The following is a 17,714-nucleotide window of genomic DNA, read 5'->3' as shown; positions in this document are numbered from 1 at the left end:
CCAGAGGCGATCCATCGACGGGGTGAATCTGCTCTAACTGTTTAATGTCGATCGGATTCACATGTTTTGACGCAACCACACAGTGGTTCCGTCAAAACATGATCCGATCTAGTCCTGCCGCCCGTTCAGGCGCTCGCGCAACTGCTTACCGGTTTTGAAGAAAGGAACGTGCTTCTCCGAGACGCTGACCGCGGTGCCGGTGCGCGGATTGCGTCCAACGCGCGCTTCGCGCTTTTTCACCGAGAAAGCGCCGAAGCCTCTGAGCTCTACCCTGTCCCCCCGGGACAGGGCTTCGGAAATCTCGTCAAAGATCGTCGTGACAATGCGTTCCACATCGCGGTGATAAAGATGCGGATTCAGATCGGCAATGTGCTGGATCAGTTCTGATTTTGTCATAGCGACATCGTTCCCCTCCCGACCTTGCTTCGATCGGGCGTCCCCTGTCCGTTTGCCTCCCGCAGCTCACCGACCCCCGCCGCTTGTGTCCCAGGGGCATCATTCCCGTTTCTGCCCCGGTGCGGCGGTTGGCCTGCGCTGCCCTTAATTGGCCGTAAAACGATGGTTCCGACCTCAAGTGCGGGAAACGTTGCCAGAGGAAGGCGCGGGCGTCAAGTGTAAGCCTTTCAGAACAAACGTTTTTTGCTTCGCCTTCCATTCTCTTTCCGGCGCTGAGAATCAGGCAACAAAAAACGGCCCGCCGAAAACTCGGCGGGCCGTATTCTGAAGACCTGAACAGTCGTTGCCGAAGCGGATCAGCTGTCCTTGTTTTCTTCCTGATCGTTGCCGTCATTGCCGTCGGTGTCACGCTGACGGGCGGCTTTGGAAAAGGCCGCGCCCAGGATATCGCCAAGGCTTGCACCGGACTCGGTGGAGCCGTACTCGGCCACCGCTTCCTTTTCTTCGGCGATCTCGCGCTGTTTGATCGACAGGGCGATCTTGCGGGTCTTCGGGTCGATCGCCGTGATCCTGGCGTCGATCTTCTCACCCACGGCAAAGCGGCCGGGCTGCTGCTCGCTGCGATCGCGTGACAGCTCGGCTTTGCGGATGAAGCCGATGGCGCCGTCGCCGATCTGGACTTCCATGCCGTTTTCCAGCACCTGATGAACGGTACAGGTGACGACATCGCCGCGCTTCAGGTTTTCGGTCGAACCGGCAAAAGGATCGTCGCCCAGCTGCTTGATGCCCAGGCTGACGCGCTCTTTGTCCACGTCGACGTCCAGCACCTTAACCTTCACGCTGTCGCCCTTGTTGTACTGCTTGACGGCGTCTTCGCCGGACAGGTTCCAGTCCAGATCGGACAGATGGACCATGCCGTCGATCTCGCCGGGCAGGCCGACGAACAGGCCGAACTCGGTGATGTTCTTGATCTCGCCTTCCAGCTCGCTGCCCACCGAGTGGTTTTCCAGGAAGCCTTCCCAGGGGTTGGAGCCGCACTGCTTCAGGCCCAGGCTGATGCGGCGCTTCTGCTCGTCCACGTCCAGAATCATGACCTCGACCTCCTGAGAGGTGGAGACGATCTTGCCCGGATGGACGTTTTTCTTGGTCCAGCTCATCTCGGAGACGTGGACCAGGCCCTCGATCCCGGCTTCCAGCTCCACAAAGGCGCCGTAGTCGGTGATGTTGGTGACGCGGCCGGTGAACTTGGTGCCCACCGGGTATTTGGCGGCAACGCCTTCCCAGGGGTCGGCTTCCAGCTGCTTCATGCCCAGGCTGATGCGCTGGGTTTCAGAGTTGAAGCGGATCACCTGCACATTGACCTGCTGGCCGATGGACAGCACCTCAGTCGGGTGATTGATGCGCTTCCAGGAGATATCGGTGACGTGCAGCAGGCCGTCGACGCCGCCGAGATCGACGAAGGCGCCGTAGTCGGTGATGTTCTTCACCACACCCTGGAGGACCTGGCCCTCCTTCAGGTTGGCGACCAGCTCAGAGCGCTGCTCGGCGCGGGTCTCTTCCAGCACGGCGCGGCGCGAAACCACAATATTGCCGCGGGAGCGGTCCATCTTGAGGATCTGGAAGGGCTGTGGCGTACCCATCAGGGGGCTGACGTCGCGTACCGGGCGAATGTCGACCTGGCTGCCGGGCAAAAAGGCCACGGCGCCGGAAAGGTCGACGGTGAAGCCGCCTTTGACGCGGCCGAAAATGGTTCCGGTGACCCGATCGTTGCTGTCGAAGGACTTGGCAAGCTGTGTCCAGGCCTCTTCGCGCTTTGCCTTCTCGCGGCTCAGCATGGCTTCGCCGTTCTTGTTCTCCATGCGCTCGAGGTAGACTTCCACCTCGTCGCCGGCCTTCAGCTCCGGCAACTGGCCGGCCTCGGCGAATTCTTTCAGGGCGACGCGCCCTTCCGACTTCAGGCCCACATCGACGACGGCGGTATCGCCTTCAATCGCGATGATGGTGCCACGAAGGACTTTGCCTTCAAGGGAGTCGTCAGTGCCAAGGGATTCATCTAGGAGGGCGGCAAAGCTCTCAGTCGCTGCCGCGGCGGTCTCGCTGGCCAATTCAGCCATTCGGGTCGTCCTTTCTCTATTTCTGCACTATCCAGGCCGGGCGGTTGTTCCGCCGGTCTTCCCGGGACCATCCCGGGCACTCAAAAAACAATCCTGCAGTCCCTGCCCCAAGCGATAGGGCTTTCTTTGTGATCCGGGCCCGCTATCCGGGCGGAGGTCTTTCGCCCGCTTGCTCGGGACTTACTCAGTCCCGCTCCCCGGGCCGCCCTGCCGGGCGATTTCCGCCATCGCGGTGGCAAAAACCCGATCCGCATCCATCTCGCTTGTATCGAGCCGCATCGCATCATCTGCGGCTTTCATCGGGGCGGTCACCCGCCCGCTGTCGCGGGCATCCCGCTCGCGCAAGTCCTGCAAAACGCGGGCGTATATACTCTCCTCGCCCCGTTCTAGCAACTCTTTATGGCGCCGCAGGGCCCGGGCTTCCATGGAAGCGGTTAGGAATAGTTTCACGTTGGCGGCGGGGCAGACCACTGTGCCGATGTCGCGGCCGTCCAATACCGCACCGGTCTTGCCGCCCGGGGGATGTTCGGCGAAGCGCCGCTGAAAGGCCAGCAAAACCTCTCTCACGGCTTGGTTTGCCGCCACTTTGGAGGCCGCCTGCCCAACATCCTCGCGGCGCAGGTCGCTGCGTTCCAGGTCCGCCGCCGCCAGGTCTTCGGCGGCCTGGATTGCCAGATCCCGGTCTTCCGGGTTGCCATTGCCGGCCAGAATCTTCGCCGCCACCGCCCGGTAAATCGACCCGGTATCCAGATAGGCAAAATCCAGGGCCTCGGCCAGGCGCCGTGCCAGGGTGCCCTTGCCGGCCGCCACCGGTCCGTCGACGGCGATGATCATGCGGCCGGCCTCCGGCCCGGCGTTTCGTCCCGGCCTGGCTTTTCGTCAAGGATGCCGAACTCAAAAATCGCTTCAGACATCGGTCAGTTTCGCGCCCAGGTCCTGCATCAGCTTGGTGAAGTCGGGAAAGGAAGTGGCGATGGGCGTGGCGTCGTCGATCTGTACCGGCCGTTCGCTGGCCATGCCGAGGACCAGGAAGCTCATGGCGATGCGGTGATCCAGTTCGGTCTGGATCGGCTGATTGTTGCCGCCGGGCGGGCGGCCGTTGACCCCCTCGACCGTCAGGCTGTCGGGCCCTTCTTCGATCTCGAGGCCGCAGAGATTGAGGCCTCTGGCGACGGTTGCCAGGCGGTCGCTTTCCTTCACCCGCAGCTCGCCCAGCCCCTTCATGACCGTGCGCCCCTTCGCGGCGGCGGCGGCCATGGCCAGGACCGGGTACTCGTCGATCATCGAGGGCGCGCGCGCCGCCGGGACCTCCACGCCCTCCAGCGGCCCGCCGCGCACCAGCAGGTCGGCGACCGGCTCGCCGCCCTCTTCGCGGGCATTGGTGATCTCGATATCGCCGCCCATTTCCTGAAGGGTGGTCAGCAGGCCGCTGCGCTGGGGGTTCATGCCGACGCCGATGAGCCGGGTTTGCGAGCCCGGCAGCAGCAGCGCGGCGACCAGCGGAAAGGCGGCCGAGGAAGGGTCTGCCGGTACCCTGACCGGACGCCCGGTCAGTTCCGGCTGTCCGCTGAGAACGATCTCGCTGGCCATGCAGCCCTCGATTTCGATCTCGCTACGCCGGATTGTGGCGCCGAAATAGGCCAGCATCCGCTCGCTGTGATCGCGCGTGGCCTCCCGCTCGACGACCCGCGTATCCCCGGGGGCGTTCAATCCGGCCAGCAGAACCGCCGACTTTACCTGGGCCGAGGGCACCGGGAGCTCATAGTCCAGGGGCAGGGGGTCGCGGCTGCCGACCACGGTCAATGGCAGGCGTCCGCCGGTTCGCGCGATGAATTCGGCGCCACAGGCGGCCAGCGGATCGGTCACCCGCGCCATGGGCCGCCCGCGCAGAGAGGCGTCGCCGGTCAGCACCGCGGTCAGCGGGTGGCTCGCCAGGATGCCCAGCAGCAGGCGCGCGCCGGTGCCCGAATTGCCCATGTCGATCACGTTGTCCGGTTCGCCCAGTCCACCGACACCGCGGCCCCAGACGTGCCACTGCCCGTTCTCGTCGCGCTCGATCTCGGCGCCCAGCGCGCGCATCGCCGCGGCGGTACAGAGGACGTCCTCACCCTCCAGCAGCCCGTCGATGGTGGTTTCACCGACAGCCAGTCCGCCCAGCATCAGCGCGCGATGTGAAATCGACTTGTCGCCGGGCAAACGTAGGGTACCGGACAGTGCCTCTGTCGGCTGGGCGGTCATGGGTTTCAAAAGGTTCGTTCCTTGCTTGCGATAAGTTCGGTGGCGCCGCTCCGCTTTAGCGCCAGCCGCCGGCCACCCAGGCCTCTCTATTACCGGGCCCTGACGAATTACCTTTTGACAGCGATGCACGATCATGGCAATTGCCAAGCCTTGGCCTATGAACATTAAGATCCTTGGAGGTTGCGCTGGTGGCTAATCCGAAATGGGGGACCAAGCGCATTTGCCAGAGTTGTGGAACCAAGTTCTACGACCTGATGAAGTCGCCGATCACCTGCCCGTCCTGTGCGGCGGTGTTTGATCCAGAAGCTCTGCTGAAATCACGCCGTCCGCGGGCTGCGGCAAAACCCGATCCGAAGCCGAAGCCTGTTGCCAAGCCGGCGCCGGCCGAAGAGGAGGACGCCAAGACTGAGGATGCCGAGATCGATGTGGAGGATGCCGAGGCCGACGCTCTGTTGAAGGAGGCCGCCGGCGACGACGATGACGATGACGTCATCGAAGACACCTCGGACCTGGGCGAAGACGATATGAGCGACGTCGTGGTCGAGAAGGAAAAAGACGACAGCTGAAGGCAGGAACGCGGTTTTTCCCGAGGCGCGGCGGCAGGCTGCGTTGTCCTGCCGGCCGCCGGGCGCCCGTGACTTTTTCCTTGCCTTGCGGGGGCGGGGTACCTAATTTCCCGCCGATCACCCCACCGGCGGCAGACGTGTCCGGGAATTCGGGGTTCCCTTTGGGGCCGTAGCTCAGTTGGGAGAGCGCTACAATGGCATTGTAGAGGTCGTCGGTTCGATTCCGTCCGGCTCCACCAGTTTTTCAAAACCCCCGGGTATCGCCCGGGGGTTTTGCTTTTTGGCGACCTCTAAGGCAGCGGAACCCTCAGGACCACCGAGAAAAGGCCGTAGAAACCCGCCAGCAGGGCGCCGCCGGCCAGCAGATGCAGGGCCAGCGCCTTCAGCCCCATGCGTTCGCGGTAGGTGATGACGCCGACGGCCAGCAGGCCCAGGGCGGCGGCGGGCATGAAACCCAGCGGTTTCAGCAGCAGCGCCCAGGCCAGCAGGGTGATCGACAGGCCGACAAGGCGTGGCCATTCAAGGCCGCTCCAGACGCTCTGCTGCTCCGCTGCTTTGCCGCCGCGCAGTACCACCCGCAGGGCCAGCGCCAGGGCCGCGATAATCAGGACGATGGCGGCGGTGGTCGGGAAGACCGCCCCCAGTTCGGACATCTCACCGGTCTGCGAGAGCGCATAGGCGCCGAGCGCCAGGGCGATGCCGGCGGCGATCAGGTTGCTGGTTCTGTTGCCCAAAGTCTCCATATCAGGTGGTTCCCGCCGCTGTCCGGCGCGCCCGCCAGGCCACGATGAAGGGCCAGCCCAGGGTCAGCAGGGTCAGGGCGATGATCGCGAGCGAGATCGGCCGCCCGAAGAACATCGCCGGGATGTTGCCCTGGGCGCCGCCGATCAGCCAGGCCTGCACGAAGCCGGCCTCGGCAATGGGCCCCAGGATCAGGCCGAGGACGATGGGCGAGGCCTGCAGGCCGATGCGCGCCAGCAGCCAGCCGACCAGGCCGAGCCCGACCATCATCAGCACGTGCACCGTATTGGCCTCGATGGCGTAGGCCCCGATCACGGTGAGCAGGGCGATGCCGGGCGCCAGGGCGGTCTTCGGCACGGAGATGATGAGGCGGAAGGCGTAGCGCCCGACCACCAGGCCGGTGGGCAGCATCAGGATGGTGGCGATGATAAGCCCGATGACGAAGGTGTAGACGATATCGGCCTGCTGGGTGAAGAGCTGCGGGCCGGTGCGGATGCCCTGAACCAGCAGGGCGCCGAGAATGATGGCGTCCGGCGGGGTTCCGGGAATGCCGAGCACCAGGGTGGGGATGAAGCCGCCCCCGACCGTGGCCGAATTGGCGGCTTCCGAGGCGATGACCCCGTCGGTCGCCCCCTTGCCGAATTGCTTGCTGTCTTTGGAGGTCCGTTTGGCCTCGGTGTAGGCGACGAGACCCGCGACCGAGCCGCCGGCCGCCGGCAGGATGCCGACGGCGGTGCCGATGACGGCGGAGCGCACCAGATTGAACTTCGAGCGCCAGACCGCGCCCAGCGCCTCGATCAGGCGGAAACCGGCGATCTGTTCGCTGCGGCGCTCCAGGTGCGCTTCCGGCCGGATCACAAGGTCGATCAGGACCGGAATGCAGTAGAGCCCGATCATCGCCGGGATGATCGGGATGCCGCCCAGCAACTGGGTCTGTCCGAAGGTGTAGCGCACGTCGCCGCCGACGACCGCCGATCCGACGGTGGAGAGCAGCAGGCCGATGCAGCCGCCCATGAGGCCCATCAGGGTGTGGCCCGCCGACAGGGTGGCGATCAGGGAGAGGCCGAAAATCGCCAGCCAGAAATACTCGACCGGCCCGAAGGCCAGCGCGATCTGCGACAGGGGTGGCGCCAGGAACAGCAGCGCCAGGGCACCGACCAGACCGCCGACGACCGAGGCGAGGCAGGAAAGCGTCACCGCCAGATCGCCGTCGCCGCGCTTGGCCATGGGAAAGCCGTCCATGGCGGTGGCGATGGCCGCCGGGGTGCCCGGGGTGTTCACCAGGATGGCGGCATAGGCGCCGCCGTAGATGGCCCCGGTATAGACCGCCCCCAGCGCGATCAGGCCGGAGGCCGGGTCCATGGTGAAGGTGAAGGGCACCAGAACGGCGACCGCCATGGTCGCCGAGAGGCCGGGCAGCGCGCCGATGATGGTTCCCGCCAAAACGCCGCAGAGGGCGAGGGCGAGATTCAGCGGCGACAGGGCCGCTATCAACGATTCCAGCATCGGCGCGCTTCCGGTGCTTCCCGGGTTCGGGACCGAAGGTTACTTGGCGGCCTTCAGTGCCTCAATCGCGGAAGCGTACTCCGCACGGCGGTCGGCGATGAACTGGTCGACCTTGTCGTGGGGGATGTCGGTCACGACGTAACCATTCTCCTCCAGCTTCTTCTTGAAGTCCGGATTGGCGTTGATCTGGCCGATGATGTCGGAAACCTTCTGGCGCACTTCCTGCGGCGCGTCCTTCGGCAGGGTGACCCCGCGATAGGCGCCGGCGACATAGTCGAAGCCCAGTTCCTTGAAGGTCGGGACGTCGGGATAGGCCGCCACCCGCTCTTCGGTGGCGATCGCCAGCACGCGCACCTGATCGCCGGCCTTGATGCCCTGGGTGGTGTAGCTCATGGCCGCCTTTACCTGGCCGCCGAGCAGCGCCGCCATGGACGGGGCCGAGCCCTTGAAGGGAATGTAGGTCGACTTGGTGCCCATCATCTGGTCGAAGCGCACGGTGGCGAGGTGATTGGCCGAGTTGGTGCCGGAGCCGGAGAAGGTGGTGGCGCCTGGGTTGGCCTTGGCGTCGTCGATCAGATCCTGCAACGTCTGGTAGGGGCTGTCGGCCCGCACCAGGATCGCGTCAGGTGTGTAGTGGAAGACGAAGGCGGGTTTCACGTCCTCGGTCTGATAGCCCACGTCCTTCATCGAGGGCTGCAGGATGGCGTGGGGAAAGTTCACGTTCATGATGGTGTAGCCGTCGGGCTCGTAGCCGTTCAACTGGGCCCAGGCCGTGGCGCCGCCGGCGCCGGGCTTGTACTGGATCACCACATCCTGTCCGGCGACATCCTTGAAATAGCCTTCCTGGAAGCGCGCGGTCACGTCGGACTCGCCACCGGGGTTGTAAGGAATGATGTAGGTAACCGCCTTCGTCGGATAGTCTGCGGCGTTGGCCGTCTGGACCGCGCCGAGAAGCACGACGGCCGATGCCGCCAGAGTCAAAAGTCGCTGCATTGCATAACCTCCCGTTTCATATGCCTTGTTGTTTTTCTGCGGCGAATGCTAGTGGGCAGGCGCTTGCAGATTGAGAAGAATTTATTGAACAATCACTTTGAAGAAAACAAGCCTTTCCGTTCCTTTCCCGGGTCATTCATTCATGGAACTTAAGCAATTGCGCATATTCCTGGCGGTCGCCGAGGAGCTGCACTTCGGCCGCGCCGCCGAGCGCCTGCACATGGCCCAACCGGCCCTTTCGGCCCAGGTGCGCGGCCTGGAGGATGAACTCGGCGTGCGCCTGTTCCTGCGCACCACCCGCCGGGTCAGCCTGACCCGCGCGGGGGAAAGTTTCCTGCCGGAGGCGCGGGCGACCCTGGCTCAGGCCGAAGCCGCCGCCGCCGCGGCCCGTGCGGTGGCCGGCGAGGGCGCGGAACTGCTGAAGGTCGGCGGTGTCGATTCGGCGACGGCGGGTCTTCTGCCGCAGGTGGTGCGGCGCTTCCGCCGCGACTATCCGGAGGTCGAGATAAAGGTCAATGAAATGCTCTCGGCCCCGGCGCTGCACGCTTTGTCGAACCGGCATCTGGACATCGCTTTTGTGCGGATCTGGCCGAAAGACAGTCATTTGAAGGCCCGCCATGTCCTGACCGAGCCTATTGTGGTGGCCCTGCCGGCCGACCATCGCCTGGCGTCGCGCAAGACGGTGCCGGTGGCGGAGATCGCCAAGGAACCTCTGGTGATCCCGGCCCGTTCCCACCGCCCGATCCTCTTCGATGTCATCCACGATTACTTCCGCAGCCGCGGGCACGAGCCGCGCATCCTGCAGGAAGCCAACGAACGGCATGTGATCATCGCCATGGTGGCGGCCGGGCTGGGTCTTTCCTTGGTGCCGCAGTGGGTTACTCAGTTTCAGCGCGACGACGTGGTCTATCGGCCACTGCAGGATGGCGGCCCGCTGGTCGAGGTCTACGTCGTCTGGCGCGACCGCGAGGTGATGCAGAGTGCTTTGGCCTTTCTGGACTACCTGCCCGGCCAATCCGCCGATTGATCACAATCCGCGATCAATCGCGGCGATTGGACAGACAGCCGGTCCTTCGCTACCCAGGAAGCATGTTTCCGGACTTCAAAGATTTCGACCTGCCCGGCGAGGGGGCGACGATCCACGGCGTCATCGGCGGGTCGGGCCCGGCGCTGCTGCTGCTGCACGGCAATCCCCAGACCCACGCCATGTGGCACAGGATCGCGCCGTGCCTGGCGCGCGACTTCGCCGTTGTGGCCACCGACCTGCGCGGCTACGGACGGTCTTCCAAACCGCCGAGCGATGCTGACCATGCCCCCTATTCCAAGCGCGCCATGGCGCAGGACATGGTCAGGGTGATGGAGCAGTTGGGCCATGAACGCTTTCTGATCGGCGCCCATGACCGCGGCGCCCGCGTTGCTCATCGCCTGGCGCTCGACTGGCCGGCGCGGGTGGAACGCCTGGCGCTGCTCGATATCGCGCCGACGCGCGAGATGTATCGCCGGACCGACGAGGCCTTCGCCCGCGCCTATTGGCACTGGTTCTTCATGATCCAGAAGGCGCCGCTGCCGGAACAGATGATGGCCGCCGATCCGGAGGCCTTCTGGCGCTGGCGCTGCGGGGCCGGCGCGGCGGGCATGACGCCTTTCACAGCAGAAGCGTTGGAAGATTATCTCGCGGCCTTTCGCGATCCGGCGACCATCCATGCGACCTGCGAGGATTATCGGGCCTCGGCCGGCATCGATATCCGTCATGACGACGAGGACGGCGGGCGCAGGCTCGCCTGTCCGCTGCTGGCCTTGTGGAGCGCCGAGGGTGCCGTCGACCGCTGTTTCGATGTGCTGGCGCTGTGGCGCGAGCGCGCCGAGGATGTCCGGGGCCGCGCCTTACCCGGCGGGCACTATCTGGCCGAAGAATGCCCCGATCTGGTCTATCAGGAACTCCATACTTTTTTCAGTGAGGCAGAGCGATGAGCGAGCGCAAATACCGCATTGCGGTGATCCCCGGCGACGGGATCGGTGGGGAAGTCATCCCGGTCGGTCAGCGGACCGCCGAGGCGGTGGCGGCCAAGCACGGCTTTGCCATCGAGTGGCAGGATTTCGACTGGTCCTGCCGGCGCTATGCCGAGACCGGGCGCATGATGCCGGAGGACGGCATCGCGCAGGTGAAGGGTTTCGATGCGATCTATCTCGGCGCCGTCGGCTGGCCCGGCGTCCCCGACCACGTCTCGCTCTGGGGCCTTTTGATCCCGCTGCGCCGGGAACTCGATCTCTACGCCAACGTGCGGCCCGTGCGCCTGCTGCGCGGCATGACCTCGCCGCTGGCCGGTCGCGGCCCGGAAGACATCGATTTCATCGTGGTGCGCGAAAACGTCGAGGGCGAGTACTCAGAGGTCGGCGGGCGTCTTTATGACGGCACCGACCACGAGATGGTCTCGCAGCTCTCGATCTTCACCCGCCGCGGCACCGACCGCATTCTCGACTATGCCTTCGAACTGGCGGCCAAACGCAAACGTAAGCACGTGACCTCGGCGACCAAGTCCAACGGCATCGTCCACACCATGCCCTATTGGGACGAGCGCTTCGCCGCCGCCTCCGCCCGACATCCCGACATCGCAACGGCGCAGTACCACATCGATATCCTGACCGCGCACTTCGTCCAGCACCCGGACTGGTTCGACGTGGTGGTCGCCTCCAACCTCTTCGGCGACATTCTCTCCGACCTCGGCCCGGCGGTCGCCGGCTCCATCGGCATCGCCCCGGCGGCCAACCTGAACCCGACCCGTGAATTCCCCTCGCTCTTCGAGCCGGTCCACGGCTCGGCGCCGGATATCGCCGGGCAGGATGTCGCCAACCCCATCGCCGCGGTCTGGACCGCCGCCATGATGCTGGACCACCTGGGCGAGGCGACGGCGGCGGCGGAATTGGAAGCGGCCATCGAGACGGCCCTGGAGGATCCCGCGACCCGTACCCGCGATCTCGGCGGCACCGCCGATACCGTGGCCTGCGGCGAGGCGGTGCTGAAGGCGCTGGCCTGACCATCCTGAACGGAGGGTTGTGTCGGTAGAATGGCGGCCGAACCTGTTTGGATCTTGACCTTCTAGCGGTGGGAAGCTCTAAGGAACTGACTGGTGATTGAGCAAGGCGGTGCGCCCCGGCGTGCCGTAGAACTGGGGGCCGGGCAACGCATGAAACTTCTTACATCGCTGCTGCGTGCCTTGGCATGCCTTGCCGTTGTCTTCGTGGCCGTTGTCTTCATGGTCGTTGCCGCCGATCCGGTTTTCGCCCACTCCAAGGGCCCGAAGGTCACCCCGGCCGACGGCAGCGAACTGGCCGTCGCGCCCGAGGTGCTGACCTTCTCTTTCCCTAAGGCGGTGCGTTTGACGGCGGTGCGTCTGTTCGACAGCGACGACAGCGAAATCACCCTGCCGGGCAAACGCGACATAAGCGCCGCCAGCGAGAGAAGCATCGCCCTGCCCGCGCTTGGCGCCGGGCGCTACCGGGTGCTGTGGCGGGCGCTTTCCGCCGATGGCCATCCGGTTGACGGTGAGTTCGGCTTCACCGTCGCGCCGGCCAACTGAGGTTGGTCGGGAAGCCGGTCGCGCAAGATGCCTGACTTCGCCCTTTCCCCGGTCGAGGGATTGAGTCTGGCAGCGAAGATCCTGAGTTATGCCTTCGCGCTGGCGGCGGTCGGCACACTCGCCTTCATCGATGCTTTTCGAGGCTTCCTTCTCGACCCTGAAGTCGCCACCTTGAAGCGGCACCTGACGGTGCTTGTTGCCGTTGCCTTGCTGGCTTCGCTTGCCGGCCTCTTTGCGACGGTGGCGTTGTTGAACGGCCTGGGCCTGGCCGGCGGGTTCGATGCCGAGCTCTGGTCCCTGGTGGCCGGCACGGCGGCGGGCGATGCTGTCTGGGTCCGGCTGTTGGGCCTCGCCGTCCTGCTGCCCGGCCTCGTGTTTGCGCGCCTGCGTCTGCCTGCCGCTGTGCTGGGTGGCCTTGCCGTGGCGGCGTCCTTCGGGTTTGTCGGTCATGTGCAGGATGATCAGCATTCCTTCCTGCTCCACGCGCTGCTTATGCTGCATCTGCTGGCCATCGCTTTTTGGATCGGCAGCCTCTGGCCGCTGTGGCGCCTGGCGGCAGCCCCGGACCGGGAACGGGTGGCGGCGGTGATGGAGCGTTTCGGCAGGCTGGGAGTCTATTTTGTGGCCTGCCTGCTTGCTGCCGGGATTGTGCTGACCTGGTTGCTGCTTGATGGATTCCTGCCGTTGTTCACCACGTCTTATGGCTTGATGCTCTTGGCCAAGCTGGCGCTGGTCGGCGGTCTGCTTCTGTTGGCGGCCTTGAACAAGTGGCGCCTTGTGCCCGTCCTGGCGGCTGCTGACGCAGGTGCCGGCGTCAGGCTGCGTCTCTCGATCACGGCTGAAATCTGCCTTGTCGCCGCGATCCTGTCGGTAACCGCTTTGCTGACCTCTGCTTTCTCGCTGGCCTGAAGAAGTCTTTTCAAGGCAAAGGCTTGACCTTCCCCCTGCTGGAAAGTGGAGCCTGCGGAGGTCGTTGCCGGTAAGTGGATGCGCGCTGTTATGCCGAAGGAAATCCGTTGGGTCGTTGTCGGTCTTGCCCTCATTTTGGGCGGTGTCGGCATGGCGGCGCCTTTGCTGTTCCAGGGCGGCGGCGAGGCTTCGGGTATCGATCCGGCGGACACCGCGAAGCTGGCGCTTGGTCGGCAGATCTATGACGCCCAGTGCGCTGTCTGCCACGGGGCCGGCCTGGAGGGACAGCCCGATTGGCGCCAAAGGCGCGCCGACGGGCGCCTGCCGGCGCCGCCGCATGATGAGACGGGCCACACCTGGCATCATCCCGACGCGCAGCTTTTTGCCCTCACCAAATACGGTCCCGCTGCGATAGCCGGCGGCAGCTATCAAAGCGACATGCCGGCCTATGAGGGCGTATTGAGCGACGATGAGATCTGGGCCGTGCTGTCCTACATCAAGAGCCGCTGGCCGCCGGCCGTTCAGGCCCGTCACGACCAGATCACTCAAGCGTCCCGGCAGTAAAGCACCCTTGCTGACCGATGCCGCCCGCCCGCGATATTTTGTTCCCCGCGACACCTTGTCCCGGTGAGCGGATCGGGTGCGGGGGTTAAACTCCCCTGGAACAGTGAGGAACGGGCGGCGGAAGGCCGCTCATCGGATCTTGCGATCCCTGGGTAATAAATGACGCTTGCGACAAGCAGCGCCCGGTCTTTGCGGCCGGCGCTTATCAAACGCCGTGCGGTGGCCGTCGTCGCGCTGTTGCTTGTCGTGCGCCTGCTGCTGCCGTGCTTTCCGGCGCAGGCCGGCACCGGCGGCGACGACGCCTTCTACATCCTCTGTACGCCCAACGGCTTTGTCGATCTGCGCAGTCTCTATCCGCAGGAGGACGGCTTTGCGCCGCAGACGCAGGAAGAGCGCCAGCAACCGACGCCAGCCGACGGCAATGTCTTCCAGGCCTGTTCCGGGTTCTGCGGACTGTCTGTCCCCTTACTGGCCGCCGAGCCTGCCTTTGCCTCGCGACCGCTTCTTGCAGGTCTGCAGCGTCTTGCGGTTCGCGACAGCGAAAACCTTCCAACCTTTGAGCGGGGTTATGATCTCGCCGCAAGGGCTCCTCCGGCTTTCCCCAGCTGATCTTTCATTCTCAAACACACATCAGCTTCGGCGGCCCCGGCTTTCGTCAAAGGGCCGCCGTCAAAGGAAAGTCCTCTCATGGAAAAAGCAGTCCCTGCACTGGGCCGTCCGCTGACAGCGGAAAAGTCCGATGAACCCGCTTCCTTCGCCAGGAAGTTCTATGTCGCCGCCTGGCGCTGGCACTTCTACGCCGGTCTCTTTGTCGTGCCCTTTCTTCTCATGCTTTCGATTACCGGCCTGATCATGGTCTATTTCAACTCGGTGGAGACGCGCTTTGGCGAGCGCCTCTATGTGATACCGCAGGGGGAGATGACCTCCGCCGTCGCCCAGGCCCAGGCCGCGGCGGCTCTCTATCCGACCGGGGCGGTTGCGCAGTACATGCCGCCCCCGGCGGCTGATCGCAGTGCCCTGATCAACGTAAAGGTCGACGGGGTCAGCATGATCGTCGCGGTCGATCCCTACACCAACATGGTCCTGAACGCGGTCGAAAAGGATTCGACCTGGTTTTACTTCGCCAGCGATATCCACGGCACCCTGCTGATCGGCGATCTCGGTGATCGCCTGATCGAAATCGCGGCGGGGCTGGCCATCGTTCTGATCGTCACCGGCCTCTATCTCTGGTGGCCACGTGACGGCAGCGGCTTTGCCCGTGTCCTGATCCCGCGGCTGAGCGCGCGGGGCCGCGCGCTCTGGAAGGAGCTTCACGTCACCCTCGGCTTCTACATCTCGATCGTGATGGTCTTCTTCCTGATCTCCGGCCTCGCCTGGGCCGGCATCTGGGGCGGCCAGTTCGTCCAGGCCTGGAGCACCTTCCCGGCCGAGAAATGGGACAACGTGCCCCTGTCGGACGAAACCCATGCGACCATGAATCACGGCGCCCTGAAAGAGGTACCCTGGGGCTTGGAGCAGACGCCGCTGCCGCTCTCCGGTTCCGAGGCCGGGGTGACCGGAATCCCGGAAGGCACGCCGGTCAACCTGACCAGTGTCGAGGGCCTGGCGCGGGCGATCGGTTTCGACAAGCAGTTCCGCATCAATCTGCCGGGCGATGCCACCGGGGTCTACACCGTCTCGGCGGATTCGATGGACGGCGATACCGAAACCCCGACCGGCGACCGCACGGTGCATATAGACCAGCATAGCGGCAAGGTCCTGGCAGAGGTCGGCTTCGAAGATTATGGGCTGGCGGCCAAGGCGATGGCGGTGGGCACCGCATTGCATCAGGGCGACATGGGGCTGTGGAACACGGCGCTGAATGCCCTGTTCTGCCTCAGCGTGATCTTCCTCTGTGTCAGCGGGGTGGTTATGTGGTGGATGCGCCGTCCCAGCGGTGTCCTGCGTCTCGCGGCGCCGCCGCTGCCCGCCAACCTGCCGCTATGGAAGGGGGCGGTTTTCATCATGCTGCTGCTGTCTCTCGCCTTCCCGCTGGTCGGCCTGACCCTGCTGGCGGTGCTGGCTTTCGACGTATTGATCCTGTCGAACATTCCGCCGCTCAAACGGGCATTGCAGTAGGTTCAGGCATGGGGCGGGCCTGGCGGTCCGCCCCGTCCTATCGCGATTTCCAGACGGCCAGGTCGTGGGCGGCGATTTCCGGGCCGCCGAGCAGGTAGTCCGCGCCTTCCGGCGCCGGGGCCGGCAACGGCCGGTCGCCGTAGTTGAAGGCGAAGGTGAGGTCACCGAGGCGGCGCAGGCGCAGGGCCTCGTCGAGACGCTGGATCGCCAGGCCGTTCTCCTCGGCCAGGGCGGCCAGGTAATCGGTGAGGAAGGCCTCCTCCGGCCAGAAGCCGAGATAGTGGCAGCGGTCCTGTGTCATCGCCGCCGCCTCGCCGTCCTGGAAGCTGGCGACGCTCTCGGCCGTCTTGCTCTCCAGGCGCTCGCGCCAGAGGCCGACGGGATAGGTCTTGTTGGCCCAGGTCAGTTGGTCCTGCACGCTGGGCGGCAGGCTCTCGACCCGGCTGACCTGCAGGTCGATGAGCGCACGCAGGTCGCCCGGCGGCAAACCGCCGGGTATCTGGAAGCTCGCGGTCTTGGAGCCGCTGCGCGGGCCGAGAACGACGGCGGCGCTGCTGGCCTTGAGAGCTGTCACCGCCGCCTCGCTGACGATCGGCAGGCTGGGGGCGACCACCAGGGCGTAGTCCTCCAGCGGCGCCCCTGCCGGCAGGATATCGACATCGAGGCCGAGGCGCCTGATGCAGCGGTAAAACATATGGGCCAGAGCCATATAGTCGAAGCCGCGCCCCTGGGGCTGGATCTGAAAGGTCCAGACCGCTTCGTAGTCGAACAGCAAGGCCACCGGCGCGCGCCGGCTTTTGGTGTGGTGTCCGTCGAGAACCGTCATCTCCCCGCTCACCTGCCGGGCTTCCTCGCCGCCCTGGTCGAGTGTTCCGTCGGGCCGGTTCAGGCCGGCGTGCATCTGCTCCTGCGCGAAGGGTGCCTGGCGCCAGCGAAAATAGGACACCACCTCGGCGCCGTGGGCGAGCGCCTCCCAGGTCCAGAGCCTGACCATGCCGGCGGCGGGCGCCGGGTTGAAGTCGGCCCAGTTCACCGGGCCGGGCTGCTGCTCCATCACCCACCAGCGCGCCGTTCCCATGCCGCGGCAGAGATCGTGATGAAACGCGGCAACGTCGGGCTGGCCGGAGCGCGCCCAGCGCGTCTTGTCTTCGGCGGGCATGGGCAGGCGCTGGTCGGTATGGCCCAGGGGATAGCTGTCCCAGGAGGCGACATCCACGTCCCGGGCGACGGCGTAGTGATCGAACTCGGTGAAGAAGCCCATAAAGTTGTGCGCCAGAAAACGGCCCGGCGAAAGGCGACGCAGGATCCCCACCTGCAGGCGGTTGTAGTCTGCCACCTGGTCGGAGGCGAAGCGGCGGTAGTCCAGCAGATGCGAGGGATTGGCCGGGGCGAGCGTCAGGATGGGCAGGTCGACTTCCGCGAAGCCGTTGTAGGTCTGGCTCCAGAAGGCCGTGCCCCAGGCGTCGTTCAGGGCCGCGATGGTGCCGTAGCGCTGTTGCAGCCATTGACGAAAGGCGGCCAGGCAGTGCGGTGTGTAGGACAGCACCGAGAGATGGCAGCCGTATTCGTTGTCGATCTGCCAGCCGGCGACGGCGGGGTGCTCGCCGTAGCGGTCCCCCATGGCCTCGACGATGCGCCGGGTTTCCTCCCGCCAGGCCGGACTTGAAAAGCAGTAGTGGCGGCGCGAACCGAAGCGCCGCACCCGGCCCTCTTCGTCGCTCGGCAGGATGTCCGGGCGCTCGTCGACCAGCCACTTGGGCGGCGTTGCCGTAGGGGTGCCGAGCACCACTTTCAGGCCGGCCGCCGCCAGGGTTTCGATGGCGCGGTCCAGCCAGCCCCAGTCGAAGGCGTCGCGCCGTGGCTCCATCAGGCTCCAGGCGAATTCGCCGATGCGCACATAGGTGATGCCGAGTGCCGCCATGGCGGCGGCGTCATCAGCCCAGACGTTCTCCGGCCAGTGTTCGGGGTAGTAGCAGACGCCAAGCATTTGC

The 17,714-nt window shown here is 65.3% G+C and carries 17 protein-coding genes and 1 tRNA gene; 10 read left to right on the top strand and 8 right to left on the bottom strand.

Annotation, left to right across the window (positions count from 1 at the left end; all coding sequences use genetic code 11):
* Nucleotides 1-108 precede the first annotated feature (108 nt).
* From ihfB to aroA, 4 genes are all read right to left on the bottom strand, one after another.
* Complete coding sequence (gene ihfB, locus HBA54_RS05190) at nt 109-396, bottom strand: integration host factor subunit beta (protein WP_167222079.1); 288 nt, start codon at nt 394-396, stop codon at nt 109-111.
* A 356-nt stretch (nt 397-752) separates the two neighbouring features.
* Nucleotides 753-2,510 carry a 30S ribosomal protein S1 gene (gene rpsA / locus HBA54_RS05185; protein WP_167222077.1) on the bottom strand — a complete coding sequence of 586 codons (1,758 nt, stop codon included), beginning with the start codon at nt 2,508-2,510 and terminating at the stop codon, nt 753-755.
* Between the two features lie 180 nt (nt 2,511-2,690).
* The gene (gene cmk / locus HBA54_RS05180; RefSeq protein WP_167222075.1) at nt 2,691-3,344 is read right to left on the bottom strand and encodes a (d)CMP kinase; all 654 of its coding nucleotides are present in this window, start codon (nt 3,342-3,344) and stop codon (nt 2,691-2,693) included.
* 72 nt (nt 3,345-3,416) lie between these two features.
* Entirely contained in the window at nt 3,417-4,748 is a 1,332-nt protein-coding gene (gene aroA, locus HBA54_RS05175) for a 3-phosphoshikimate 1-carboxyvinyltransferase (RefSeq protein WP_167222387.1), read from the bottom strand.
* Between the two features lie 188 nt (nt 4,749-4,936).
* Here aroA and HBA54_RS05170 point away from each other — a divergent pair, with 188 nt between their 5' ends.
* Together HBA54_RS05170 and HBA54_RS05165 are read left to right on the top strand one after the other, a co-directional pair.
* Nucleotides 4,937-5,314 carry a TIGR02300 family protein gene (locus tag HBA54_RS05170; protein WP_167222073.1) on the top strand — a complete coding sequence of 126 codons (378 nt, stop codon included), beginning with the start codon at nt 4,937-4,939 and terminating at the stop codon, nt 5,312-5,314.
* A 163-nt stretch (nt 5,315-5,477) separates the two neighbouring features.
* Nucleotides 5,478-5,553: transfer RNA gene (locus tag HBA54_RS05165), tRNA-Ala, on the top strand.
* A 51-nt stretch (nt 5,554-5,604) separates the two neighbouring features.
* On the opposite strand, the gene HBA54_RS05160 is transcribed toward HBA54_RS05165, so the two are convergent.
* From HBA54_RS05160 to HBA54_RS05150, 3 genes are read right to left on the bottom strand one after another with little or no spacing between them, the layout of a single operon-like run.
* On the bottom strand, nt 5,605-6,057 hold the full coding sequence (locus HBA54_RS05160; protein ID WP_167222071.1) for a tripartite tricarboxylate transporter TctB family protein: 453 nt from the start codon (nt 6,055-6,057) through the stop codon (nt 5,605-5,607).
* 1 nt (nt 6,058) lies between these two features.
* Nucleotides 6,059-7,561 carry a tripartite tricarboxylate transporter permease gene (locus HBA54_RS05155; protein ID WP_167222068.1) on the bottom strand — a complete coding sequence of 501 codons (1,503 nt, stop codon included), beginning with the start codon at nt 7,559-7,561 and terminating at the stop codon, nt 6,059-6,061.
* 39 nt (nt 7,562-7,600) lie between these two features.
* Entirely contained in the window at nt 7,601-8,554 is a 954-nt protein-coding gene (locus HBA54_RS05150) for a tripartite tricarboxylate transporter substrate binding protein (protein WP_167222066.1), read from the bottom strand.
* A gap of 142 nt (nt 8,555-8,696) precedes the next feature.
* Here HBA54_RS05150 and HBA54_RS05145 point away from each other — a divergent pair, with 142 nt between their 5' ends.
* The 8 genes from HBA54_RS05145 (at nt 8,697) to HBA54_RS05110 (ending at nt 15,723) form a co-directional block, all read left to right on the top strand.
* Nucleotides 8,697-9,581 carry a LysR family transcriptional regulator gene (locus HBA54_RS05145; protein ID WP_167222064.1) on the top strand — a complete coding sequence of 295 codons (885 nt, stop codon included), beginning with the start codon at nt 8,697-8,699 and terminating at the stop codon, nt 9,579-9,581.
* Nucleotides 9,582-9,643: 62 nt separating this feature from the next.
* Nucleotides 9,644-10,525, top strand: coding sequence for an alpha/beta fold hydrolase (locus HBA54_RS05140; protein ID WP_167222062.1), 882 nt, complete (start codon nt 9,644-9,646; stop codon nt 10,523-10,525).
* Nucleotides 10,522-11,589, top strand: coding sequence for a tartrate dehydrogenase (locus HBA54_RS05135; protein ID WP_167222060.1), 1,068 nt, complete (start codon nt 10,522-10,524; stop codon nt 11,587-11,589). The genes HBA54_RS05140 and HBA54_RS05135 overlap by 4 nt, the downstream gene beginning before the upstream one ends.
* A 93-nt stretch (nt 11,590-11,682) precedes the next feature.
* A complete protein-coding gene (locus HBA54_RS05130) occupies nt 11,683-12,132 on the top strand; it encodes a copper resistance CopC family protein (protein ID WP_167222058.1) in 450 nt (149 codons plus the stop codon).
* A gap of 27 nt (nt 12,133-12,159) precedes the next feature.
* Entirely contained in the window at nt 12,160-13,041 is an 882-nt protein-coding gene (locus HBA54_RS05125) for a CopD family protein (protein ID WP_167222056.1), read from the top strand.
* A 90-nt stretch (nt 13,042-13,131) separates the two neighbouring features.
* Nucleotides 13,132-13,605, top strand: a complete 474-nt coding sequence (locus HBA54_RS05120) for a c-type cytochrome (protein ID WP_167222054.1) — start codon at nt 13,132-13,134, stop codon at nt 13,603-13,605.
* Between the two features lie 159 nt (nt 13,606-13,764).
* Nucleotides 13,765-14,214, top strand: coding sequence for a hypothetical protein (locus tag HBA54_RS05115; RefSeq protein WP_167222052.1), 450 nt, complete (start codon nt 13,765-13,767; stop codon nt 14,212-14,214).
* A 78-nt stretch (nt 14,215-14,292) separates the two neighbouring features.
* Entirely contained in the window at nt 14,293-15,723 is a 1,431-nt protein-coding gene (locus HBA54_RS05110) for a PepSY-associated TM helix domain-containing protein (RefSeq protein WP_167222050.1), read from the top strand.
* 37 nt (nt 15,724-15,760) lie between these two features.
* On the opposite strand, the gene HBA54_RS05105 is transcribed toward HBA54_RS05110, so the two are convergent.
* Entirely contained in the window at nt 15,761-17,710 is a 1,950-nt protein-coding gene (locus tag HBA54_RS05105) for a beta-galactosidase (protein ID WP_167222385.1), read from the bottom strand.
* Nucleotides 17,711-17,714: the final 4 nt, after the last annotated feature.

The sequence above is a fragment of the Pelagibius litoralis genome, assembly GCF_011683915.1.
Classification (GTDB): domain Bacteria; phylum Pseudomonadota; class Alphaproteobacteria; order Kiloniellales; family Kiloniellaceae; genus Pelagibius; species Pelagibius litoralis.
The sequence above is the reverse complement of the archived record's forward strand: the minus strand, read 5'-3'. Positions and strand labels throughout refer to the sequence as shown.